The following is a 23,620-nucleotide window of genomic DNA, read 5'->3' as shown; positions in this document are numbered from 1 at the left end:
ACGCAAAGAAAGGCGGAACGCATTGCCCAAAGTGGCTGATTACGGCAGCCGCAGGTTCCGGAGTTTAATCCAATCGTGCCCAGGTTCCTAGGAGCGGCACACCGCTTTCATCAAAGCTCGTGCCTAGGCTGCGCCCGCGTAAACTGGCGCAGCCCGTTTGGCCTGTGGGTCAATCAAAAACCGAAGCGATCTGATCGACGCTCACACCTTCCTTGATCTCACGCAGCCGCGCATAGATCAGAGCCACACAGATACTGATCAGTCCGGCAGCCAAAGCCGTGGGAACAAGGTAAGCAATCGCAGCAACAATCGCGCCGGCTTCTGCGACAATGCCGGCAAGGAATGTCGAAACAAAATTAAAGATGAATGTGCAGATCCCAACTAGGATCAGCGCACCAAGGACCGGCCAGCGGTAGTTCTTGGTGAGGTCTGCACTGCGGCCGAGCCCCCCAAATCCCGCTCTTTCAATCACAATAGCCGGGGTGACGACTGCAAAGACGGCATAAACCCACAGGCCCGGAATAATCAGCGCGATCATTGCGGCTGTCGCGAGAAGAGCGACGATCACCGACAATACGGCAATGGGCACGATCGAGCGGATGGCCGGCCCGAAGTAACGGCCAATCTGGATTGGCCGTCCAAGCTTAGCATCATATGCCAACTGAACCAGCAGCGCTGTCGTCAGACTGTAAAACACGATCTGCAGCACGAACACCGCGATCATTGCCGTAAAGATGTTGGAGTTGCTCACATCCGGAACTTCGGTGCCTATCACCACGCCAATCCCAATCACCGACCCCATGGCCAGCAGGGCAACCGCGTTCGGCAAAAGTGCCATCAGCGTTACGGGGATGAGATGTTTGAACAGGAGGGAAAGGCTATCTCCGACAATGGAGCCGACGCCAAGCGGCATCTTGGTATCAATATCAGCTGCAGTGGACATGGTAATCCTTCAATTTTGTGACTGTGTTGTTTTGCGGTTGTCTGGCGCGCCCGCGGTCAGGCCGGCGCATGCAGTGCTAGAATGGCGTCATCATTGTCGCGAGGGCGTTTGCTCTGCAAGCCTCTTGCAGCGCAATCGTCTAAAGGTGGGGCTTTCAGGTCAAGTCAAAGCTGGGAGTCATCAGTGGCGTAATGTTTGTCTTTGCGCCGTTCGCCAAACAGCTGGCGCTGTTCCAGATGCGCGCGCTGCGCATTATAAAATGCTCTTAGAAACTCGAGCCTCCGGGCGGCGGGAACCCTATTTGCATAGCCGGTTTTCTGCCGGATTTTTTCAACCACGGCTTCGATGGTTGCGCCCTGGTTGCGCCGTGGGCTCTTGCCGGGGCCTGTCTCCTGCGCGTGCAACAGGGTTTCCAGGGTTTGCAGCTCGAAGGCGCCGTAGTGATCAAGCTGATGCGCCAGGAACACAAACCCGTCCTGCTTTGCCCGCGGCCGGACTGGCTGGGCGGCCAGGTCTTTCAGCAGCACCGGTACCGGCTGGTGGATGACATGGGTTCCGGCCATCAGGTCGCCCAGCCTTTGCCGGTGCCGGTTGCAGAGCGGCACCATCAGCCCGGCGGCGATCCAGCCCAGAGCCAGCCCCGAGGCCAGCGGCGAGGCCGCATCAAGGGACAGCAGCAAGGTTGCGGGCAGGAAGATCTCGGCTTCCTTCATCAGGTTGCGCAGCACCAGCGCATGGGTGCTGAGCGATTTGCCGTCATGCGAGATGACTTTGATCTTCATCAGCCGCTTGCCCAGTGTCTGGCCATTCCAGGCAAGCTCGGCCATGACGTAATAGGGCACCCGGATGATGAAGAACATCAGGCTCCCGATGGCCGTAAGCGTTTCAGGCGCGCTGAAGCCCAGGGATGCAACGAGGATCAGCAGGCAAATCGCGGCAATCAGAGTAAGGAAGATATCCGTTATCTGTGCCGCCAGCCGCACGCCCAGCCCTGCCACCTCCAGCTTCAGGGGCACGCCTTCCGGCGGCACCAGCTCTCCTGCCGGCGGCTTGGGTTTGGTATTCCTCCGCCACCGCAGCTTCATTGCCGGACCCTCCCGCCCAGAACAAACCAGGCGAGCCAGCACAGGCCGATGCCCCAGCCCAATGCATAGCGGGCCGTGATATCCTGGATCAGCTGCCTGCCGAAGCCTTCCAGCAAGGCGGCGGCGATCAGCATGACCGCGGCCACCAGTGCCAGCTTCGCGGCATCCCGTCCGGCGTGATACAGCGCCCGGCTGCGGGTCCGGCTGCCGGGAAACAGCACCGCAGCTCCCAGCTGCAGCCCGCCGCCGCAGGCGATGCAAATCGCCGAGATTTCAGTGACCCCGTGGATCGACAGCCAGCCGCCCAGATCAGCACCCAGCCCGCGCTCAGCATGCAGGGCGTAAAAGGCTCCCAGCATCAGGCCGTTGTAGAACGTCAGAAGGATTGCCGGGGCGCACAGGAACACCCCCAGCCCGAAGACAAATATGGCGATGCGGGTGTTGTGAGAGAACAGGGTTGTTGCAAAGGCGCCCAGGCCGGAGGCCGACGGGTCCTCGTCATAAATCACCCGGCGCAGCTCCTCGGTGGTCGAGGACGGGCCGCGGCCGCCAGCAAGCTCTGGCGGCATGAACACATGATACCAGGCAGAATTCTCCAGAAAAAGCTGATAGCCGGCCAGCACGCCCAGCCCCATGCACAAAAAGCCGATGGCAATGAACAGCCACGACCGGCGCATCGCTTGCGGCGCGCCTTGGGTGAAGAACTTGCGGAACAGCCCGCCAAGCCGTTCCTGCGGCGCGTAGACCGACAGGTAGGCCCGCGCAGTCAGCGCCTCCAGGTAATTCAGCAGCCCCTTGTCCAGCGAGATTTCCCGGGCGATCGCCAGCGAGGTTGTGGCCTGGCGGTAAAGCGCAGCAAGATCCCGGGCTTCGGCAAATTCCATCCGCTGCAGGCCGTCGCGTTCTGCCCGGGCCACCAGAGCCTCGAGCCGCTGCCAACCGGCTTCGCGTTCTTTCCGGAACCGGGCGGAACGGATGAGATCGGCTTCGGACATCAGATCATCTCCCGTGCCTTGATTTCCAGATAGGTGGAGATCAGCCGGCCGGTGACGGTTTCCGGTGTGGCATCCAGCACGGTGATACCCAGCCGGGCCAGGCGCTCGAGCACCAGCCGGCGTTCGCTGATCGCCTGGTTCGCAGCCACCAGAACGGCTACGCCATCGAGGTCCTCGGGTGGTGTCTCCACCAGGGTTTCGGCTGCCGGGTCGCGAATGGCGACAAAAATCAACAGATGCCGTTTGGACAGAATGGCCAGGTTTTCTACCAGCAGCTCAGCAGAGGTCGTGTCGATGAAGTCAGTGAACACGATGATCAGGCTGCGTTTGGGGGTGCGAGCATTCAGTTCGGTCAGTGCAAGCGTATGATTGGTCTCATGCCCGGAATAGGTTAGTTCGCCGCTCCAGCTGCGCAGCCGTGCAAAGGCCTGGCGCCCCTGCGCCGGCGCCACAAAGGAACGCGGCCGGACGTCATAGGCGTAGTAACCTACCTGGTCGCCGCCGATGGCTGCCGCCCAGGCCACTGCGAGTGCCGAGGTCACCGCGTGGTCGATTTTAGGAAGGCCGGCGATCTCTTCGCGCATCAGGTAGCCGTTGTCGAGTGCCACGATCACGTGGTGGTTGCGCTCGGCGCGCAGTTCCCGGGCCACCAGTGACCGGCGTTTGGCAGACCGTTTCCAGTCGATGGATTTGACGTCCATGCCCTGAACGAAATCGCGAAGCTGGTGAAATTCCGAGCCCTCGCCGATCGCCCGGTTTTCCTTGACCCCGTAGAGGGCCGATTGCACCGTTGTGGCGATCTCGCCCGACTGCACCAGGCGGATGTTGGGGACCACCCGCACCTCAAGGTCGAATTTCAGCCGCGGCACAAATTCAAACAGTTTCAGCCGCGACATCCAGCGCAGCCAGATGTGCTCAAAGGCCCAGACCCCGCGCTGCACGCCGCGGCAGGCGGTTTCAGCAATGCCGGTGCCGTCCGCTTGCGGCACAAAGGTGATTTCGGCTGCACCGCTCAAACCCTGGGGCCACGCCAGCCGTGCCCGCAGGCCGGCAGGCATCCGCGGGATCTCCAGCCTTAGCGTCTGGCTTTCACCGATGAAGATCTCCGTTGCCATCCCGTAGCTGAGCTGCTTCCTGCGCGAGAAGGACAGCAGCAAATCGGCCGCAGCAAGAACTGCAAGCAGCCCCCAGGGGGCCAGCGCGATCTCGCGCTGCCCATTGGCAAAAATGATACTCAGCATCGACACCAGCAGTGCAATGCAGGAGGCAATCAGAAGTCGGGGCGAAGGGCGGATCAGCGGGGGGCCTCGATCTGGTTGAGGATGTTTTCAAGCACCATTGCGGAGCTGCGGCCTTCGATCTCGGCTGACGGCCCCAGAACAACGCGGTGGCGCAGCGCCGGGACAAACAGCCGCTTGACGTCGTCGGGAATGGCAAAATCGCGCCCGCTCAATCCCGCCAGCGACCGGGTCGCCGCCGCCAGTGCATCTGCGGCCCGGGTCGATGCGCCAAAGGCAATCTCGGAGCTTTCCCGCGTGGCACGGACCAGGCGCAGGATATAGGCCAGGATGTCGTCGTCCAGAATGATTTCGTCAATCAGCGCCCGGCTTTCGGCCAGGGCCTGAGCATCAAGAGTTTTTGCCAGACCGCTGGTTTCCATCCCCGATTCCATCGGCGCCCCGGCGTGCTGGCGCAGAATTGCCATCTCGACGCTTTCCGGCGGGAAATCGATCACCAGCTTGAACAGGAACCGGTCCAGCTGTGCCTCGGGCAGAGGGTAGGTGCCTTGCTGCTCGATTGGGTTCTGGGTGGCGACAACGATGAACTCGCGCCCCAGAGAATGGTCGGTGCCATCAATGCTGACAGTGCGTTCGTTCATCGCTTGCAGCAGGGCTGCCTGGGTCTTGGGCGGGGCCCGGTTGATTTCATCCGCCAGCAGAACCTGGGTAAAGACCGGGCCAGGTGTCAGAACAAATTCATTGGTTTGGAAATTGAAGATTGAGGTGCCCAGCACGTCGCCCGGCATCAGATCGGGCGTGAACTGGATGCGTCCGAACTCCAGGTCCATGGCGGCTGCAAAACTGCGGGCAAGCAAGGTCTTGGCGGTGCCCGGCGGGCCTTCAAGCAGCACATGGCCGCGCGCAAACAGCGCGATCAGGAGCATGTCCACCGCCTCTTCCTGTCCGAGAACGGTTTTCCCGATCTCGGACCTCAGAGCATCGGACCGGCTTCGCAGAGTTTCAAGTGTCATGGATTATCTGCTCCAATAGCGCTTCAAGTTCATCAACATGTTGGATTGCATCCGCCGGCGAGATCTGCGGCTGGAGGCTTTGAATTGCTGTCAGGACGCTCTCCAAAGCGGCCGCGCGCCCGGGATGGCGGCGCGCGACATAGCCCAGAAACGCCTTTGGCTCGGCGTAGTGCCGGGAATGGGCAGGGCCAAAGAGCACCGCTGCCGTGGCCGCCAGCCGGGCTTGCGCATAGTCGCTGATCAAGGCTCCGTCCTGGTTGCAAAGCCGCATCAGCCGGGCCCGAGCCTGAAGCGCCAGTGCCTTGACGCTGGTGACGGCTGCGGACTCGTGGCGCACCGGGCCATAGCGCAGCCACGAACGCCAGACAAAAAGACCTAGTGTCAGCAACCCGCCCAGCCAAAGGGTGTTGAACGGCGGTTCAAAAAATCTTTTGAGATCGGCCCAACTGCGTTCGCGGCGCACACCGCGGTCCGGATCGGTCAGCCACATGCCGCGGCTGTAGTCTATCATCACATTGCGTTCGCCGGCGTGCGCTGCCAGAAAATCCCGCGCAATGGCGGCGTTGTCGGCCATGCGCAGCCCGTGATTGTTCAGAAGATCAGGATCGGACAGCACCAGAAGCCGCTTGCCCTTTGACTTGCTGAGCGCTTTGCCCTTGGACACGGAACAGTCCGCCAGCAGCATTGCGTCCTGCGTGCCGATCAGCGGCGTGCAGCCAGGGCTCGTGAACATCTGGGCCGCATAGACCCGGGCAAACATCTCTTGGCCGCCGTCCGCTGCTGTATAGCTGAAGTCGCTGAAGGGCACGCCTGCATCCTCTATTTTAGCGCCGGTTTGGCCGGTCATGGCCTGCAGCAGCTGTTCCACCGCGGAGCGGTCGTTTAGCAGGACCGGATGGGCAACGCCCGCCAGACGCATGCCGCTGCGCCACTTCGGCAGCACAGCAAGCGTTTGCACCCGGCGGGTCTTTTCCAGAACGGCCTCCATTTCCAGATCGTATTCATCCTGCTGAAACAGCAGCTCGGTCTTGGTTGAAGGGGGGCTGCGGGGGCTGTCCGGCACAGTGTCGAACAGCGGCAGCAGCAGCAATCCAACGGAATTCTGGTCAACTTGCCAGCCGCCAAGAAAACTCTGCGCGCTGACGCCTTCGGATGCGAGCCAGGTCTGCAGCCCGTCGAACCCGGAAGGCGACGCCCTCAGTACCTGCTGGCGCTGCGAGAGAGCGTAGAACACCACAAAGAGGAGCAGCGCTCCAAAAGCAGCAATCGCCAGCGTTTCAAGCCGCAGCCTGTTCTGGGGCGTGCCAGGTTCTTGCAGGCTCATGCGCGGACCTCAGACTGCAGCAACGGCCGTATGTTGTCGACATGCGACTGGAATTCCTCTTCGCTCACGTCCCGGCCGCCGAAATGCACGCGTTCGCTGGCGTGAACAAGGCTGCGCAGCGCGCTCATATGACTTTGCTCGGCAGGCAGGTGCCGCAAAGCTTCGCGCGCCGTCCAGCTGCGCTGCAGCAGCACGCCATTGGCTGAAACCGCTGCTGCCAGTGCTGACTGAGCCAGCTGGACCAGAGCCTCCCGCCGGTCCTGAAGACGCAGAATGCTGGCCAGGCTGCTTGGTGCTGCAGTAGACAGAGCTCCGCTGCTGCGTGCTGCCCCTCCGCGCGCCCGCGCTGTGTTCCCCGCATCCCGGCCCAGCGAGACTGAGATGCTTCCGCCGAAACGGGCAAAGACATAGGCAATTGCCAGCAGCACCGCGGCAGAAACCACTAAGGCCGCTATATCAATGCTGCCCAGTGACCATTCGGTTTTCCGGTCAGGCCGCTCAACAGGTGCCTTTGGTTCCTGCCCGGTCTCCATCGGAGGCGGCGGGCCGGAAGGGTCGAAATATGCGACATCCGCATCTATGCCGCGGAGCCTGATTGCCTGTAGATACGCCCTCCCGCTCTCCCCAATCTCCAGCGGTGTCTCGGAAGACTGCTGCGCAGAACTCCAATGAGGCATTGAGAAAAAGCAGGCAAAGAAGAGCAGTCTAATTACAGAAATCATGTGAATGTCGATAGATGAACCGTTTTACGCGATCAATCGAAACATGTAATTAAATCGCAGTGTGCAGCAATTAGTGGCTGACGGCTGACAGGCGGCCGGTCGACGTTAAGACGGGCCGCAGAGGCCGTTAGTTTACCTCCTCCCGGGTGTTCGCCAGGTTAGCACAAACGCCGGCTTGCGGCGCCGGCCGAGCAGGAGCCATCCACCCGCCAGTGAGGGTTCGCGGTGAATGCAATCAGGCGTTGTCACCTCAGGGCCATCCGGGCAAACCCGCTTTATGGTCGTAAAACCGTCAAATGAGGCGTCTGCTGCTGCTTGGGGCTTCGGCTCTCCAAGAAGCCGGAGTTTCCGGCTTTTGTTTGTTGCAGGGAGCCGGCCTGCCAGATTGAAGACTGTGAAGCCAGCAGCCTCCAGCGGACCCGGAGAACCTGCTAGACTGTCATCAGGGCGGCGCGAACGGCGCACCGGATTTCGGTGCATAGGCTGCCCCTGCGGACGGGGCAGGACTTGGCGCAGCCTGTTGCGGACGGGCACAAGGACCACCTTCCGGGCCTTGTGGCTCCGGTTGCCGAACGCTTTCTCTTTTGTGTCGATGCCAGCCCATTCGACGTTTGGGATCTATCCGGTCTGTACCGCCTTAGCCTGGGGGGAAGGACCTGAACGCATCAATGGCCGCGTCCAGCGCGCTGTCATCCACATCCCGGTGCAGGACCAGCCGGATCGCCGGAGACTGGCCGCCGATCTTGATGCCTGCCTGCGCCATATGGCTAATCAGACGGTCATGGGCCTCCTCGGGGGGCGTGAGGAACACCATGTTGGTTTGCGATGAGACTTCACCGATGCCGGTTTCACCGAGCGCTTGGGCCAGCCGGGCGGCGCGGCGGTGGTCATCGGCCAGATCCTGCAGGTGGTGTTCCAGCGCATAGAGCCCGGCTGCCGCCAGAATGCCGGATTGCCGCATGGCTCCGCCCAGAATTTTCCGGTTGCGCCGGACTTGGCCCATCAGGGCATCCGGGCCAACCAGAACCGAGCCTGCGGGCGCGCCAAGCCCTTTTGAAAGGCAAACCGAAACTGTATCGAACGGTGCGGCAAAGGTGGCGGCATCGCAGCCCAAGGCGGTGATTGCGTTGAACAGGCGGGCGCCGTCCAGATGCACTGCCAGCCCGGCTTCGCGCGCCACCCGCACGCCTGCCTCGATCCGCTCCAGCGGCACAACCCGGCCGCCGACAGTGTTTTCCAGGCTCAAAAGGCGGCTGCGGGCGTAATGCGGATCGTCCATCTTGATCGCAGCGGCGATACGGCTGGGATCCAGGCCGCCATCCTCAGAACTTGCAACCGGCACCATCGAGACGCCGGCCAGAACCGAAACCCCTGCCGCCTCATCGCAGTAGAGGTGGTAGCGGTCGCCGGCGATCATCTCGTCGCCGCGGCCGCAATGGGCCATAACGGCTGCCAGGTTGCTTTGAGTGCCGGTGGGAAAGAACACCGCGGCGTCCTTGCCCAGGCGTGCGGCAAGCTCCTGTTCCAGGAGGGTGACCGTCGGATCCTCGCCATAGACATCATCTCCCAGAGGCGCGGCCATCATCGCCTCGCGCATGCCGGCGCTGGGTTTGGTCAGGGTGTCGCTGCGAAGATCGCAGATGCAGTTGGTGGCTGCATCCGCGGCGGCGTAACCATAGAGGCTCATTTGGTGACCTGATCGTAAGCCAGTGCCGCAACGATGTGCACGCGGTGTTTTTCGCCGCCGTTCAGGGCGGTGTGATAGGCGCGGGTGTCTGTGAAATAGACTGAGCCGTCTGCGGGCAGATGGGTCACGTGGTGGTTCACGATGAACAGCGAGCCGGGGTTCGAGATCAGCGGGATGTGCAGACGCGGCTCGGGGTCGCGGTGCCATGAGTTGCAGTTATAGAGCCCCTTGGAGAGGATCCGGGTGCGGCCGATCGGGAAGCGCTTGCTCAGTTCCTCGTGCACATATTCGAAATAGGTGCCTTTGAACTTGGGGTTGAATTCGGAAAAGTCGATTTCCGGCACCAGATCTTCGCGCGGCTCTTCGACGTAGCGCTCATCGGCGCGCAGCCAGTACCGGCCCGACAGGTCGTTGGGAGTCCATTCGGTCTGGCCCGGGCGCTGGGTCAGCGGCAGCGCGGCAAAGCCCTGATCCTGCATCCCGCCCATGAAGGCCTCGCGCTGCAGGCATTCGTCCAGGGCCTCCTGCAGTTTCCCGATGTCGAATTTCAGCTCCAGCCGGGCAATGCCGGGACCGGGCACGAATTCGGCAACCGATTTGTAGTCAGGCATCGACGACATGGCATTTTGGATCAGATCGACGTCTGCGTCCTGGATTGTGGGCAAGAAGGTCATTTCGGCATCTCCCAAAGGCGCGTTGCTGGAACAAGCCATATTCAGATTTCGCGGTTTGGGAAGCTGCATTTTCTCATCAGGTGATCACTAAAACGCATCAAGTCCTTGGGGTTTGCAATGCCCTGGCCGTTGTTCAGGCCGTATGCTGGAGCCGCTTTCCGGGGTTTCAATTTCCAGATGACTGCTAATCAATTGACTTGGAATATTAATTTCTCACGCTCCTGACCCTTTAATAGGGCCGGCAGGCTGGTCTGGCCGGACCGTTGCTATTTTGAAGCTGGCTTGCAGAAGTGCCGGTGAGAAAATTTCATCATGTGGGAATTTCCTTGCGGCAAGGCAGGGCAGAGCTTCGGCCGGCTCTAAGGCTGCTCAGTCCGGTTGGCCGAAGGTCTGCATATGCTTGAGAAACCATGTCCGCATACGCTCAACCCGGACAATCCCGATCTTGGCTTCGGGTGTCAGCAGGTAATAGGCGCTGTCTGCGGCCTTGAATGGGTGAACCTGCACCAGGCTGCCTTGCTGCAGCTCCTTGCGGATCAGGACTTCCGGAATGATGGCAATGCCATGCCCGTTTTTGACTGCGTCAATCAGCATTTCGAACTGGTTGAACATCGGGCCGATGATTTTGCGCGGCAGCTTAAGGCCCTGAAGCTTGAACCAGATCTGCCAGGACAGCGGCCGGGTGGAGTGCTGCAGGATCCGGTGCTCCAGCAGGGCCTCCGGATCGCTGAGCGGCTCAGGGAACTGGCTGGGCGCGCCGGCCGCCACCAGCACATCGCTCATCAGCCTGTCGGCGCGGTAGCCCGGCCAGGAGTCATCTCCCTGCGCAAAGGCCAGATCCACCAAGCTTGGATCAATTTCGGGATTTTTCAGGTAGGTGACGAGATTGAGTGTATGGCGGATCTTTTCCGCTTCGGGGCCCATGATGAGCGGCATCAGCCAGCGGCTGCCAAGTGTCGGATAGACGCCTATGTTCAAACTGCCTTCGGCGCTGTCATGCGATTTGGTTTTCAAAATCGTCAACTCAAGCTCTTCCAGCAGCGGCGAGAGCTCGGCCAGCAGGTTCCGGCCGGCCGAAGTCAGCTTGACCCGTTGCTTGGAGCGGACAAACAGCGACTGCCCGACAAAGGCTTCCAGGATTTGAATCTGGCGGCTGACCGCGCTTTGCGTCACGTTCATCTCTTCAGCAGCGCGCGCGAAGCCTTCGGTTTTTGCTGCCGCTTCAAAGCATAGCAGGGAGGTGATCGAAGGGATGCGTCTGCGCATGAGGTGCCTTGCCCGCTGAATTTTCTGTTTCAATAATGCTGAAATCTCATCAAGTCATTCCCCAATTCTGCTGTTTTGCGGCAAACTCCAAGGGCAGGCTTCGAGAAACTGTGGCAGTGGCGCCATCTTGGACCCGCGGATCCGGCGTTTGCCCGGCTTGCCATGATTGAACGAACTGCCCTGTCCTGCCAAGGATGCGGTCGACGCGCGGAGGAGGCGCTGAGCAGATGGCCCTGAAATTCGATCGGTTTGCAGCCGGACTGACCTATGATGAGCTGCCGGAGCAAGTATTGCGGACCCTGAGACGGTCGTTCCTCGACACCATGGGCGTTGCGGCCATTGGCGCCACCACCGAACTTTCGGGAATTGCCCGCAGGGTGGCCCCGATGATCTTTGGCGCAGGCAGCGCCGGCGCGGCCAAGATGCTGATGGACGGGCGTGATGTCAGCCCGGCCGGCGCAGCCATGGCCGGTGCATTCACCATAGATTCAGTTGATGCCCATGATGGCACCACCCCGTGCAAAGGGCATGCGGGTTCCGCCATTTTTCCGGCCATGATCGCCATGGCACAGGCCGGGGGGCAGGATATCGACGGAAGGCGTTTTGCCGCTGTTCTTGCCGCCGCTTATGAGATTTCCTACCGGGCCGGGCTGGTGCAGCACGCCACTTGCGCCGACTACCACACGTCCGGCGCCTGGACTGCGGTGGGGGTCGCTGCTGCAGGCGCCAAGCTGCTGGGCGGAACTGCCGGGCAGATCCGCCAGGCCGCGGGCGTCGGCGAATACCACGGGCCGCGCAGCCAGATGATGCGCTGCATCGACCATCCGTCGATGGTGCGGGACGGAGTCGGCTGGGGTGCCCCCTCCGGCGTCACGGCGGCCTATCTGGCAATGGAAGGCTTCACCGGTGCCCCGGCGCTGACCTGTGAAGGAGAGGAGGGGGCAGAATTCTGGCACGATCTCGGCAGTGGCTGGCGGCTTGTGGACCACACCCACTACAAGGCCTATCCCTGTTGCCGCTGGGCGCACCCCTCGCTGGATGCCGTAAAGGACTTGATGCAAATCCATGGGCTTCACCATGCTCAGATCGAAGGCGTCGAAATCCGCACCTTTCATTACGCAACCCGGCTCGCCGGGCATGAACCGCAGAACCAGGACGAGTTTGCCTATTCCATCGCCTTCCCGGTGGCGGCAATGATCGTGCGCGGCCAGGTGGGGGTGGACGAACTGCGTCCGGCAGCGCTGCGCGACCCGGAGATTTTGCGCATCAGCCGCGCCGTCACCCTGATTGATGATGCAGAGATGACCCGCATCAGCACTGGCAAACGCTGGGCTCAGGTCACTTTGGTGCTGAAGGACGGCCGCCGGATCGAGGACGCCCCGCGCACTCCGCGCGGCGACGCTGACCTGCCGTTGAGCGATGCGGACATTTTTGAGAAGTTCCAGTTGCTGGCCGGTCCGGTGCTGGGCCTGGCGCGGGCCGCAGAAATGGCGGAACGGGCTCAAAAATTCGACAGTCTGGATGCCGCCGGGTTCAGGCAGCTCCTCGATCTGTGCTGTCAGCCTGCCTAGCCCGCTGCCGCGCGCGGCGATTGTTGTTCATGGATAAATTGACAGCGGTGCCTACGGCAGCTGCCGCCAAAGCTGCGGCGCCTCCGATGTCGGCGCTGGCAGCAGTTAAAATCTGGCATTCTCGTGGTCTGCGATCCGTTTTGTGAACTGGCAAGCGCGTCAGTTGAAGCGCCGGAGGGTAAAGGCCCGGTTGGCCGGCGGCTGCTCTTCGCCCGCGATCAAAGAGCCAAGAATGCGGGCTGAGGTAGCCGAATTGGACAGCCCGTAGTGGCCGTGGCCGCAGTTGTAGAACACACGGTTGCTGTTCAGAGAGCGTGAAATCACCGGTATCGAATCCGGCAGCGAGGGGCGGTTGCCCATCCAAGAGATGGCGCCGCTTTGATTCAAGCCTGGAAAGATCTCCGAACTGATCCGCGACATCGCTTCATAGCAGGACCTGTTTTCCGGCCTGTTGGGATTGGCGGCATATTCCGCCCAGCCACCAATTCTCAGCCCTTCACCCAGCTGGGTGATGGCGATGCCCCGGTCCGGCATGACCAGCGGCAGTTCCAGGCGGAAGCCCGGATCTGGAAAAGTCAGGTTGTAGCCGCGTTCAGCCGCCAATGGCAGATTTTCCCCAAATGCCTTGGCAAACTGCCTGGAGGCTACGCCCGCGGCGACCACCGTCCCGTCAAAGATCTCGCGGCCTGCTTCCGTCTCCACGAAGATGCCATTGGCCAGGGGCGTCAGCCTGGTGACTTTGCTGTGCCGGAACGTACCGCCGCATTTCTGCAGCGCTCCGGCAAGATCCCGGACGATTTCCAGCGGGTCGGACACGTCTCCCCAGTTCTCCGACAGCATGCCGTGGCTGAACCTGGCATCCATATCCGGCAGCCGGGCGGCGATGACCTCCCGGTTCATCGGGCTTGAAGGAAAACCGGCTTCTGCTTTCATCGCCCAGGCGGGCTGGCTGGCCGCAAAACTTTGGGCTCTGTCGTAGATGAAGCCGGCGCCAGAGCGGCGCATTTTTCCTGCGCAGCCTGCGGCAGACAGCATCTGGGACATATCCTCAAACGCCTGGCTTGCCAGGGTCGTCATCGCGGCGCAGGCGTGCCGGTAGTTGTCACCGCGCGAGGTGGCCATGAACCGCCAGAACCAGGGCAGAAGCCGCAGCTTCTCAAGGCCGGGAATACGCAGCGGGCTGTCTTTTTGCAGCATCATCCGCAGCCCTGTCAGCGCAATGCCGGGGGTGCTGAGCGGCTGCAGATCCGAGGCGCCGATCTGCCCGGCATTGCGCCAGGACGGCCCGCCTTGGCCGGGCGGCGCCGGGTCGAAAACGGTCACCTCATAGCCGCGCCGCGCCAGGTCAAAGGCACTGGCCACTCCAACGATACCGGCGCCGATCACCGCGATGGAGGCGCCCTTGTCGAATTTCGTGCTCATCCGGTCAGCTCAGCAAGTCAAAAGCGTCGCCCCAGCAATCGGCGACCATATAGCCAAGCGGGTAGGGGTCCGAGGGGTCCAGACCGATCTGGTGGATGCCATGCACCCATCCGCGCCCGGACACCCGCGGCAGAATTGCCGGGCGGCCCGCGACCTCGGTTGTGCCGGTGACGGTCACCTCAAATGTGCTGTCGATGATCGAGCGGGCGGTATGCGTGGAGCCCTCGGCGGTTTGGCCGCGCGCATGCATGCAGGCCAGCCGGGCCGAATTGCCGGTGCCGCAGGGCGAGCGGTCGATGCGCCCGGGCGGCAGGATGGTGGCGCCTTTCATGATGCCGTCATCATCGTGGCTGACGAACATCGTGTAGGAGATGCCCTCCAGTCCCTCCAGCTGCGGGTGCTTCACTTCCAGCTGGGCATTGATGGCGCGGTGCACCCGGCAGCCGATCTCCACTAGCTTGCAGGCGTTCTCGGGCGCGATCCGCAGCCCGAACTGGGCCGGGTCGATCAGCCCGTAGAAGATGCCGCCAAAGGCGATGTCGACGGAGACCTTGCCCAGCCCCTCGACCTCGACCACCGCATCCAGCTGGTCGGCGTAAGAAGGGGGCATGTCCAGGGTCACCCGCTCGCATTTGCCGTCCTTGCAGGCAGCCCGCGCCCGCACCAGCCCGGCGGGGGTTTCCAAAGTCACGATGGTTTCCGGTTCGACCATCTCGATCATGCCGGTTTCCAGCAGCACCGTAACCAGGCAGATGCTGTTGGAGCCGGACATCGCATGCGCCTTGTCGCCCTGAAAGATCATATAGGCGGCGTCGGCCTCGGGATGGGTCTTGGGCAGCAGCAGGTTGGTGCTCATTTGCGCGCAGCCGCGCGGCTCGTTCACCAGAAAGCGGCGCAGGCTGTCGTCCACCTGGTTGATGTGGTTCATCTTGTCCAGCATGGTCCGGCCGGGCACGTCCAAGACGCCGCCGGTGACAATGCGCCCGACTTCGCCTTCGGCATGGGCCTCGACCATTGTGATTGTCTTTTTCCAGCGCATTTTGGCGTCCTTCTGGCTGGGCCTGTTCAGTGCAATCTTCGGGGTGCCGGCGGGCGGCGCGGGGCCGCCAGCCTGTGCAGCCTTGGGGTCAGGCCGCCGGATCGGCGCTGATGTCGATCCACAGCGTCTTGGTCTCGGTGTATTGGTCATGCGCCATCAGCGAGTTGTCGCGTCCGCCGAAGCCCGACAGCTTATAGCCGCCGAAGGGGGTGGTGATGTCGCCCTCACCGTAGCAGTTCACCGACACCGTGCCCGCCTGCAGCATCCGCCCGTATTTATGCGCCTTGGTCACATTGGACGTGTACAGCGAGGCCTGCAGCCCAAAGCAGGTGTCATTGGCCAGCGTGATGGCCTCTTCGTCGCTGTCAACAACCATCATCGCAAAGACCGGGCCGAAGATCTCTTCCTGGGCGATGGTCATGTCCGGCGTCACGCCAGTGAACAGCGTCGGCTCGATGAACAGCCCGCCGTCCCGTTCGATGGCGTTGCCGCCTGCGACCAGTTCGGCGCCTTGGTCCTTGGCCGACTGGATGTAGCCAAGGATCTTGCCGTATTGCTCTTGCGAGATGATGGCGCCCAGCTGGTTAGAGGGTTCCAGCGGGTCGCCGGTGTGCCACTCGGCAAGTTTCTCTTGCACTTTCACCAGCAGCTCACCCGCCAGATCCTTATGCACGATCAGCCGCGAGTTCGCGGTGCAGTTCTGCCCCATGTTCCACAGCGCGGCAAAGACGGAGTGTTCCGCCACCGCATCCAGGTTGCCGGCATCCGACAGCACCACCGCCGGGTTCTTGCCGCCGCATTCCAGGATCACCTTCTTGAGGTTGCTTTGCGCCGAAAACTCCAGGAACAGCCGCCCCACCTCGGTCGAGCCAGTGAAGGAGAGCGCCTGGATATCCGGATGGCGGCCCATCGGCTCGCCCACATCAGGGCCCAGGCCCGGCAGCACGTTCAGCACACCCGCGGGGATGCCCGCCTGATGCGCCAGTTCAGCCACCCGCAGCGCAGTCATCGAGGTCTGCTCAGCCGGTTTCACCACCACGCTGTTGCCGCCCGCCAGGGCCGGGCCGATCTTCCAGGCCAGCATCATCAGCGGGAAGTTCCAGGGCAGCACGCAGCCCGCCACGCCCAGCGGTTCGCGCACGATCAGGCCGATGCCGTCCGCGTTGGCCGGCGACACCTGATCATAAAGCTTGTCGATCGCCTCGGCGTGCCAGCGGATGGTGGAGATGGTCTCCGGCAGGTCCGTCTGCACGCACTCACTGATCGGCTTGCCGCTTTCCAGGCTCTCCAGCACGGCCAGTTCGGTCTGGTTGTCCTCGATCAGCTGCGCCAGCTGCAGCAGCACTGCCTTGCGCTCGCCCGGGTGGCGCTGCGACCAGCTGCCGCTTTGATAGGCGGCCTTCGCAGCGGCCACCGCTTCGTCGACATCGGATGCGTCGCAGGCCGAGACCTGTGCCAGCACCCGGCCGGTGGCCGGATTGACGGTCTCCATGGTCTTGCCCGCGTTGGGCTTGCGGAAGGTGCCGTTGATGAAGGGATCGGCGGGCAGGCTGAGCCCCGCGGCCACCGCCTGATAGTCTTCCTTGGTCAAAAGATCGGACATTTGATCAGCCTTTTGCGTTGAGGATTGCGTTCACATCCTTGCGGGTGGCGGCAGTGATGCCGCTCATCTCCTGCTTCAGTGCATCGTCCATCGGCAGCAGCGGCGGCCGCACAATGCCCGAGGGGCGGCCCTGTTCGGCGCAGCCGTGCTTGACGCATTGCAGGAACTTGCCGCCCTGTTCGAGGATGCCCATCAGCGGCATGAAGGCGGCCATCAGCTGCCGTGCGTGCGCCTGATCGGCGCCGCTGGCGGCGATTTCCATGAACTTCACGCATTCCGCCGGGAAGATGTTGGCGCTGGCGCAGACCCAGGCCTTGGCGCCCCAGGCAGCGAATTCCAGCACCTGCTCTTCGCCGCCGACAACCAGCTCGATGCCGGGGTAGTTGCGGGCAAGATAGGGCAGGCGGGTATAATCGCCGCTGGATTCCTTGATCGCGCAGACCAGCGGGTTCTGCGACACGCTCGACAGGAACTCCCCGCCCATCTCAACCCCGGTGCGGCCCGGGTAGTTGTAGAGCATGATCGGCAGCCCGGCCTCGGCGATCTTGAGGACATGATGCGCCAGCTCTGCCTCGGAAGGCAGCGAATAGGGCGGCGCGGCCACCAGCAGCGACTGGGCACCGGCGGCTTTGGCTGCGGCGGTGATCTCCAGGCATTCCTCAACCCGGATGTCGTTGACGCCGGCCATTAGCTCTACCCGGCCGTTGATCCGCTCAGCAGCAAAGCGAAACTGCTGGATCCGCTCTTCCTTGGAGAGCGCGTAGAACTCGCCGGTGGAGCCGCCCACGATAACCCCGGCCACGCCGTTTTCAATCTGCCACTCGATGACGTCCGCGTAGCCGTCCCAATCAATCGATCCGTCGTCCAGGAACGGGGTGATGATCGGGGTGTAGATCCCGGTGAAGCGCATTCTGTTTCTCCTGTTAGCTATGCCGGCGGGTTGTATGCAAACTTGCCGACAAACAGTATACAGCAAAGACGGCCAGGGATGTCCAGCTTGAATTCAAGCCTGTCAGATGGGATAGTGAAGCCGAAAGGCGGGTTGGATAAATGGCAACAGACAAACGGAAAAATGCGCGCGGCTTTGGCGCCTTGACGATCTACGAGACGCTCAGGGATGAAATCCTGTCGCTGGAAATGCAGCCCGGCGAGCTGGTGGATGAGTCGCGTTTGGCGACGCGATTCGGGGTGTCGCGGTCGCCCGTGCGGGAGGCTTTGGTGCGGCTGGTGTCGGAGTCGCTGCTGCAGACCCTGCCGAACAAGGGCACCATTGTTGCCCAGCTGCGGATTCAGGAATTTCCGCAATATGTCGACACGCTGGACCTGGTGCAGCGCGCGGCCTCGCGGCTGGCCGCCGAGGTACGCAGCGAGCGCGGGCTGGAGCTGATCAAGGAGGCGCAGCAGCGGTTTGTGGATGCGGTGAAGGCCAATGATGTGCTGGGGATGATCCTCAGCAACCGCGATTTTCATGTCGCCATCGCCAAGGCCGCCAACAACAAGTACCTGGAAGAGGCTTATGCCCAGCTGCTGGACGACGGGCGCCGGTTCCTGCGGCTGTATTTCAAGTCTTACGGCGATGTGCTGCCTGTCGAGCTGCTGGGCGGCCATGACAATCTGATCGCCGCCATCGAAGCGCAGGATCCAGAGCGGGCCGAACGCTATGCACGCGAGCACACCATCGAGATGCAGCAGCGATTCCTCAGCTATCTCGGAAGCAGGCAAATGACCGGATATTCGGTGGAATACTAAGATCCGCCGGAGGGAAATCCCCTGAAACGAAGCGAAATGAGGCGCGCCTGCGGGTGCGCCTTTTTTGCTTTTTCATTCATAAACATCCGGTTATCCATCTTGCCGGTTTGTTGTCGACTTATTTGTCGACTAAAATGTCGACAAATTGCGCTCAACTTGATACACAGCCCCCCATTGCACCGGAACGCCGGTGGACACAGGGAGAAAAGAAATGATCAAAGCAACGAATGTCCTGACTGCAGCCGCCGCAGCGCTGTGGCTTGGTGCTGGCGCCGCAGCAGCGGACAAGCTGGACGACGTGATTGACGAAGGCGTGCTGCGCTGCGGTGTGGTGCTGGACTTCCCGCCGATCGGCTACCGCGATGCCAACAACGAGCCCGCGGGCTATGACGTCGAGTACTGCAAGGACCTGGCCGCGGCGCTGGAGGTTGAGGCGGAAATCATTCCGGTGACCTGGGCCGAACGGCTGCCGGTGATCGTGACCAACCGCGCCGATGTGGTGTTCGGCGGCACTTCGGATTCGCTTGCGCGGGCCAAGACCGTGGGCTTCTCGGTGCCCTATGCGATTTATTACGCCCAGGTCGTGGTCGGTGCCGGCACCGGCATCACAAGCTTTGAGGACCTGCGCGGCAAGCGGGTGGCGGCGGCTGTCGGCACAGTCCCGGAGCAGGAATGGCTGAAGATTGCCAAGGAATGGGGTGAAGAAGGCAACTACCAGGGCTACCAGTCCGAAAACGAGGTCTTCCTGGCGGTGGCCCAGGGCAAGGCGGATGCGGGCATCACCACTAACACTGCGGTGCTGCCGGTGACCCAGCAGTATGACAGCCTGGTGGCCGGACCTCGGATGCCCTGGGGCACCGACTACACCTCGGTTGTCGGCCCGCGCACCGATGTCACCTGGCTGAACTACCTGAACCTGTTTGTGACCCATCAGGTGCGCTCCGGCCGCTATCAGGAGCTGTGGGGCAAATACGTTGGCGGCGAAGCGCCTGAGCTGCGCATTCCCGGCGTCTATTACTGATCCGGCACAAGCGCTCTCCGGTCCATTTCTCGTCCGGGGAGCGTTTCCAAAGGGAGTAGACCCGTGGACTACAATTTTCACTGGCGGCCGGTGCTCAAGGCGCTGCCCGAGCTGCTGGAGGCGTCGCTGCTGACCCTGCAGGTCGCCGCCATTTCCATCGTCTTCGGCATCGTGATGGGCCTTGGGCTGTCGCTGATACGGCTGCACATGACCGGGCCGGTCAAATGGCTGGCCTCGGCCTGGGTCGAGCTGGCCCGCAACACGCCGGCCCTGTTCCAGCTGTTCTTCTTCGGCTTCGGCCTCGGCTCTTTCGGGCTGCATCTGAGCCCCTATATGATTGTGCTGCTGGCGCTGAGCTTCAACAACGCCGGCTATCTGGCCGAAAATTTCCGCGGGGGCTTCGGTGCCGTGCCGGAAACCCAGTTCCGCGCCTCCCGCAGCCTCGGCATGACGGCGTTCCAGGCCTATACCCGGATCGTCATCCCGCAGGTGCTGCGCATCGTCTATCTGCCGATCACCAACCAGATGGTCTGGGCGGTACTGATCTCGTCGCTGGGCATGCTGGTCGGCTTCCGCGAACTGTCGGGCGAGACCCAGTTTTTCGCCTCCAAGACCTTCCGGATCTTCGAGTATTTCGCGGTCACCGCGGTGATCTACTACGTGATCGTCAAGCTCATCCTGGGCGCGTCCCGGCTGCTGGCCGTGCGCCTGTTCAGATATTGAGGAGGGGCCGGCATGCAACCTACCGCAACTTTCTTTTCCGGCTTCACGCTGAACGACCTCTGGTTCCTGGGCGAAGCCGCACTCAAATCCTTGTGGATTTCCATCCTGGCCATTGCCTTCGGCAGTGCCATGGGCGTTGTCTTCGGCTGGCTGCTTAGCGTCAGCCACAGGGCCGGGGCGCTGACCCTGGCGCCGGTGCTGGATGTGTTCCGTTCGGTGCCGCTGATCATCCAGCTGGTGCTGTTCTTCAACTTCGCGCCGATGATCGGGCTGCGGCTGAACCCGTTTGAAGCAGGGCTGATCGTGCTGATCGTCTATACCTCGGCCAATGTGGCCACAGTGGCGCAGGCGGGCATCGAGGCCGTGGGCGGCCCGATGCGCCGCGCCGCCCGCAGCCTTGGCATGAGCTACTGGCAGGATATGCGGTATGTGGTCTGGCCCATCGGCCTGCGCGCCGTGTTCCCGGCCTGGATCGGCGTCGCGCTGGGCGTCATGAAGGACAGCGCCCTGGTGTCGGTGCTGGGCTATGTGGAACTGCTCAAAGCCAGCCAGATCCTGATCACACGCACCCAGGAAACCTTCCTGATCCTGGCCATCGCAGGGGCGTTCTATTTCGCCCTGTCATACCCGATTTCCCACTACGCCGCGCGGCTTGAAAAGAGGTGGACCCAATGATCGAAATCCGCGATCTGCATAAGTATTTCGGCGCTCTGCATGTGCTGAAGGGCATCAATCTGGATGTCGAAAAGGGCGAGGTGCTGAGTGTCATCGGCGCCTCGGGCTCCGGCAAGTCGACGCTGCTTTACTGCATCAACGCACTGGAGATGATCCAGCAGGGCAGCGTGCTGGTGGATGGCACCGACGTGCATGGCAAGGGCACCAACGTCAATACGCTGCGCCAGAACCTCGGGATGGTGTTCCAGCAGTGGAACAGCTTCCCGCATCTGACGGTGCTGGAAAACGTGGCGCTGGCGCCGCGCATCGTGCGCGGGCTGGACAAGGCCCGGGCGCGCGAAATTGCCGAGCAGCAGCTGGTGCATGTCGGGCTGGGCGGCAAGCTGAACAATTATCCTTCAGCTTTGTCCGGCGGCCAGCAGCAGCGCCTGGCCATCGCCCGGGCCCTGGCGATGGAGCCCAGCTACATGCTGTTTGACGAAGCCACATCGGCGCTGGATCCGGAACTGGTGGGCGAGGTGCTCGACACCATGCGGCTGCTGGCCGAGGAGGGCATGACCATGATCTGCGTCACCCACGAGATGGGGTTTGCCCGCGAAGTCTCGGACCGGGTGGCGTTTTTCCACCAGGGCATCATGGAGGAAATCAGCCCGCCCGAAGAGCTGTTCGGCGCGCCGAAGTCGGAGCATCTGCAGAAATTCCTGTCCAAGGTGAAGTGAGGGAACTGCCATGAAAATCACCGCGATCAAGGTCTGGCAGGTTGATCTGCCGCTGAAAGAGGGCCGCTACAGCTGGTCCAACGGCAACTACATCGATGTCTTCGACAGCACGGTTGTCGGCATCGAAACCGATGAGGGGCTGACCGGATATGCCGAATGCTGCCCACTGGGCTCGGCCTATCTGCCCTCCTTTGCGCTGGGTGTCCGGGCGGGGCTGCAGGAACTGGCGCCGCACCTGATCGGGCAGGATCCGCTGAACATCGGCGGTATCAACCGGCGGATGGACGCGGCCCTGCGCGGCCACCCCTATGCCAAGGCGCCGATAGACATCGCCTGCTGGGACCTCTTGGGCAAGGTCACCGGCCAGCCGGTCTATACCCTGCTGGGCGGCGCTGCCCAGGACGAGGTCTCCCTGTACCGGGCGATCAGCCAGGAAAGCCCCGAGCAAATGGCCGCCAAGATCGAAGGCTATGCAGCTGAGGGCTACACCAAGTTTCAGCTCAAAGTAGGCGGCGCGGCCAATGATGATATTGACCGCATCCGGGCCACCCGCGCCGCGCTGAAACCGTCGGACCTGCTGGTCGCCGACGCCAACACCGGCTGGACCCGGCACGAGGCGGCACGGGTCGTTGCGGCGGTGCAGGATCTTGATGTCTATATCGAGCAGCCTTGCCCCACCTACGAGGAAAGCGTCTCGATCCGCCGCCGCACCGGTTTGCCCTTTGTGCTGGACGAGGTGATCGACGGCGCCGGCATGCTGGTGCGCGGCATCGCCGAGGACGCGATGGATGTGATAAACCTTAAGATTTCCAAGGTTGGCGGCCTGACCCGGGCCAAGCTGATGCGGGACCTCTGTGTGGCGTCCGGCATTCCGATGACCATCGAGGATACCTGGGGCGGTGACATCACCACCGCGGCGATTGCCCATCTGGCGCGTTCAACGCCGGAGGAGTTCTGTTTTTCGGCCACTGATTTCAACAGCTATGGCACGGTTGCGATTGCCTCGGGGGCACCGCGGCGTGTGAACGGCAGGATGACGGCGTCCGATGCGCCCGGCCTGGGAATTACTCCCGACTTCGGCGTGCTGGGCGCGCCTGTAGCCAGCTATTCCTGCTAGCCGCACGAACTGCGGGGCTCTGCCCCTGCGGCCGGCGCCAGCCCCGCAGTTCGCGCGGCAGAGGCGGAGGTGCCGAACTTCCGCTTGTAGGCACGGGCGAAGCTTTCGGGATTTTCAAAGCCGCAGAGGCTGGAGATATCTCCGATCCTCAGGCTGGAATTCAGCAGCAGATTGCGTGCCTCGGCCAGTCGCAGATTGCGGTAGTAGGCAGCCGGCGTCTCTTTCAGGTGAAGTTTGAACAGCCGCCCAAGCGTCCACAGCGGCACGCCCACCCGGGCGGCGATCTCTACGATCGGAATAGGCTGGTCGAGGGTGGCGATCATCAGGTCGACCGCTTTGGCCAGATTTCGGTCGAGCCGTGCCAGCGAGGTGTCGGTCAGCAGCCGCTGCTGCGGCCCGCCGTGCTTGGTTGGCCGGTAGGTGAGGATTTCGGCGACCCGGTCTGCCAGCTGCCGCCCGTTGAAATGCTCGATCAGCCCAAGCGTCATGTCAAAAGTTGCTACCCCGCCCGCGCTTGAGCAACGGTTGCCGGTGACGTCAAACAGCCGGTCGGCAAACATCTCATCGCCGAATTTCTCGCGGTAGCCGCGCAGCGCCTCGAAATGCACCGCGGCCGGGCGGCTGCGCAGCAGACCGGCCTCAGCAAAGATCAGCGCGCCGGTGTCGACGCAGCCCATCACGGCGCCTTCGCGCGCCCGCCTTTTGAGCCAGCTCAGCAAGGGGCCGGCGACGGCGCTCTCGGGGTGGTAGGAGGACAAAAGCAGCACCACATCCGCCGTGCTGCGGTCCAGCGCTTCGGTGGGGATTTCGATGCCGCTGGAACTGGTCAGGGAACCGCCCTCCACCGACAGGAACCGCCAGCGCCAAAGCGTGCCCGCGCTTTCGCGGTTGGCCACCCGCAGCGGCTCGGTCACCAGAGTGAGCGACAGGATCGGGAAGTTACCGGTCAGGACAATGTCGGCTTGGGGCATGGAGGCTCATGACAGTTTGTTAATTCACGTTAGAAAAGTGCAAAACCAGGTCAAGCAGATTTG

At 62.3% G+C, this 23,620-nt stretch carries 22 protein-coding genes; 7 read left to right on the top strand and 15 right to left on the bottom strand.

All coding sequences use genetic code 11. The features are described from left to right. Positions 1-169: 169 nt before the first annotated feature. The 10 genes from RA20_RS13125 to RA20_RS13080 all read right to left on the bottom strand — a co-directional run bounded on the left by RA20_RS13125 (position 170) and on the right by RA20_RS13080 (position 10,947). The gene (locus RA20_RS13125; RefSeq protein WP_039129387.1) at positions 170-943 is read right to left on the bottom strand and encodes a hypothetical protein; all 774 of its coding nucleotides are present in this window, start codon (positions 941-943) and stop codon (positions 170-172) included. Positions 944-1,107: 164 nt separating this feature from the next. Continuing rightward, positions 1,108-2,028, bottom strand: coding sequence for an RDD family protein (locus tag RA20_RS13120; protein ID WP_039129383.1), 921 nt, complete (start codon positions 2,026-2,028; stop codon positions 1,108-1,110). Then, on the bottom strand, positions 2,025-3,023 hold the full coding sequence (locus tag RA20_RS13115; RefSeq protein ID WP_039129380.1) for a stage II sporulation protein M: 999 nt from the start codon (positions 3,021-3,023) through the stop codon (positions 2,025-2,027). Before RA20_RS13115 ends, RA20_RS13120 begins: the two co-directional genes overlap by 4 nt. Then, the gene (locus RA20_RS13110; RefSeq protein ID WP_052248996.1) at positions 3,023-4,264 is read right to left on the bottom strand and encodes a DUF58 domain-containing protein; all 1,242 of its coding nucleotides are present in this window, start codon (positions 4,262-4,264) and stop codon (positions 3,023-3,025) included. The genes RA20_RS13115 and RA20_RS13110 overlap by 1 nt, the downstream gene beginning before the upstream one ends. A gap of 53 nt (positions 4,265-4,317) precedes the next feature. Then, positions 4,318-5,274, bottom strand: coding sequence for an AAA family ATPase (locus RA20_RS13105; RefSeq protein WP_039129376.1), 957 nt, complete (start codon positions 5,272-5,274; stop codon positions 4,318-4,320). Beyond that, positions 5,264-6,598, bottom strand: coding sequence for a hypothetical protein (locus RA20_RS13100; protein ID WP_039129373.1), 1,335 nt, complete (start codon positions 6,596-6,598; stop codon positions 5,264-5,266). Before RA20_RS13100 ends, RA20_RS13105 begins: the two co-directional genes overlap by 11 nt. Beyond that, positions 6,595-7,041, bottom strand: a complete 447-nt coding sequence (locus RA20_RS26155; RefSeq protein WP_241482253.1) for a DUF4129 domain-containing protein — start codon at positions 7,039-7,041, stop codon at positions 6,595-6,597. The genes RA20_RS13100 and RA20_RS26155 overlap by 4 nt, the downstream gene beginning before the upstream one ends. Positions 7,042-7,957: 916 nt before the next feature. Next, positions 7,958-9,007 carry a low-specificity L-threonine aldolase gene (gene ltaE / locus RA20_RS13090; protein ID WP_052248994.1) on the bottom strand — a complete coding sequence of 350 codons (1,050 nt, stop codon included), beginning with the start codon at positions 9,005-9,007 and terminating at the stop codon, positions 7,958-7,960. After that, positions 9,004-9,681 (bottom strand): hypothetical protein, encoded by a 678-nt coding sequence (locus RA20_RS13085; protein ID WP_039129367.1) that lies wholly within the window; start codon positions 9,679-9,681, stop codon positions 9,004-9,006. The genes ltaE and RA20_RS13085 overlap by 4 nt, the downstream gene beginning before the upstream one ends. A gap of 369 nt (positions 9,682-10,050) precedes the next feature. Further along, positions 10,051-10,947: a LysR substrate-binding domain-containing protein gene (locus RA20_RS13080; protein WP_039129364.1), complete on the bottom strand. Its 897-nt coding sequence runs from the start codon at positions 10,945-10,947 to the stop codon at positions 10,051-10,053. A gap of 227 nt (positions 10,948-11,174) precedes the next feature. On the opposite strand from RA20_RS13080, the gene RA20_RS13075 reads away from it, so the two are divergent. Then, positions 11,175-12,518, top strand: a complete 1,344-nt coding sequence (locus tag RA20_RS13075; protein WP_039129360.1) for an MmgE/PrpD family protein — start codon at positions 11,175-11,177, stop codon at positions 12,516-12,518. 159 nt (positions 12,519-12,677) lie between these two features. Here RA20_RS13075 and RA20_RS24685 read toward each other — a convergent pair whose 3' ends face one another. The 4 genes from RA20_RS24685 to RA20_RS13055 all read right to left on the bottom strand — a co-directional run bounded on the left by RA20_RS24685 (position 12,678) and on the right by RA20_RS13055 (position 17,492). Further along, positions 12,678-13,940, bottom strand: coding sequence for an NAD(P)/FAD-dependent oxidoreductase (locus RA20_RS24685; protein ID WP_052248993.1), 1,263 nt, complete (start codon positions 13,938-13,940; stop codon positions 12,678-12,680). 4 nt (positions 13,941-13,944) lie between these two features. Further along, the gene (locus tag RA20_RS13065; RefSeq protein ID WP_039129357.1) at positions 13,945-14,979 is read right to left on the bottom strand and encodes a proline racemase family protein; all 1,035 of its coding nucleotides are present in this window, start codon (positions 14,977-14,979) and stop codon (positions 13,945-13,947) included. 88 nt (positions 14,980-15,067) lie between these two features. Next, positions 15,068-16,582: an aldehyde dehydrogenase gene (locus RA20_RS13060; RefSeq protein WP_039129355.1), complete on the bottom strand. Its 1,515-nt coding sequence runs from the start codon at positions 16,580-16,582 to the stop codon at positions 15,068-15,070. A gap of 4 nt (positions 16,583-16,586) precedes the next feature. Next, a complete protein-coding gene (locus tag RA20_RS13055) occupies positions 16,587-17,492 on the bottom strand; it encodes a dihydrodipicolinate synthase family protein (RefSeq protein WP_039129353.1) in 906 nt (301 codons plus the stop codon). A 140-nt stretch (positions 17,493-17,632) separates the two neighbouring features. On the opposite strand from RA20_RS13055, the gene RA20_RS13050 reads away from it, so the two are divergent. The 6 genes from RA20_RS13050 to RA20_RS13025 all read left to right on the top strand — a co-directional run bounded on the left by RA20_RS13050 (position 17,633) and on the right by RA20_RS13025 (position 22,586). Continuing rightward, positions 17,633-18,331 (top strand): GntR family transcriptional regulator, encoded by a 699-nt coding sequence (locus RA20_RS13050; protein WP_039129351.1) that lies wholly within the window; start codon positions 17,633-17,635, stop codon positions 18,329-18,331. Between the two features lie 211 nt (positions 18,332-18,542). Continuing rightward, positions 18,543-19,352: a transporter substrate-binding domain-containing protein gene (locus RA20_RS13045; RefSeq protein ID WP_039129347.1), complete on the top strand. Its 810-nt coding sequence runs from the start codon at positions 18,543-18,545 to the stop codon at positions 19,350-19,352. A gap of 63 nt (positions 19,353-19,415) precedes the next feature. Further along, on the top strand, positions 19,416-20,075 hold the full coding sequence (locus tag RA20_RS13040; RefSeq protein WP_039129345.1) for an amino acid ABC transporter permease: 660 nt from the start codon (positions 19,416-19,418) through the stop codon (positions 20,073-20,075). Positions 20,076-20,087: 12 nt separating this feature from the next. After that, a complete protein-coding gene (locus tag RA20_RS13035) occupies positions 20,088-20,750 on the top strand; it encodes an amino acid ABC transporter permease (RefSeq protein WP_039129342.1) in 663 nt (220 codons plus the stop codon). Continuing rightward, positions 20,747-21,469, top strand: coding sequence for an amino acid ABC transporter ATP-binding protein (locus RA20_RS13030; protein WP_039129339.1), 723 nt, complete (start codon positions 20,747-20,749; stop codon positions 21,467-21,469). Before RA20_RS13035 ends, RA20_RS13030 begins: the two co-directional genes overlap by 4 nt. Positions 21,470-21,479: 10 nt before the next feature. Beyond that, positions 21,480-22,586 carry a cis-3-hydroxy-L-proline dehydratase gene (locus tag RA20_RS13025; RefSeq protein WP_039129337.1) on the top strand — a complete coding sequence of 369 codons (1,107 nt, stop codon included), beginning with the start codon at positions 21,480-21,482 and terminating at the stop codon, positions 22,584-22,586. Here RA20_RS13025 and RA20_RS13020 read toward each other — a convergent pair. Next, on the bottom strand, positions 22,583-23,557 hold the full coding sequence (locus tag RA20_RS13020) for a GlxA family transcriptional regulator (protein WP_039129335.1): 975 nt from the start codon (positions 23,555-23,557) through the stop codon (positions 22,583-22,585). The two genes, RA20_RS13025 and RA20_RS13020, sit on opposite strands and share 4 nt — an antisense overlap. Between the last annotated feature and the right edge of the window lie 63 nt (positions 23,558-23,620).

This window comes from Leisingera sp. ANG-Vp (genome assembly GCF_000813725.1).
In the GTDB taxonomy this organism is placed as follows: Bacteria; Pseudomonadota; Alphaproteobacteria; order Rhodobacterales; family Rhodobacteraceae; genus Leisingera.
Note: the sequence above shows the minus strand (reverse complement) of the source record. Positions and strands in the feature narration are given on the sequence as shown.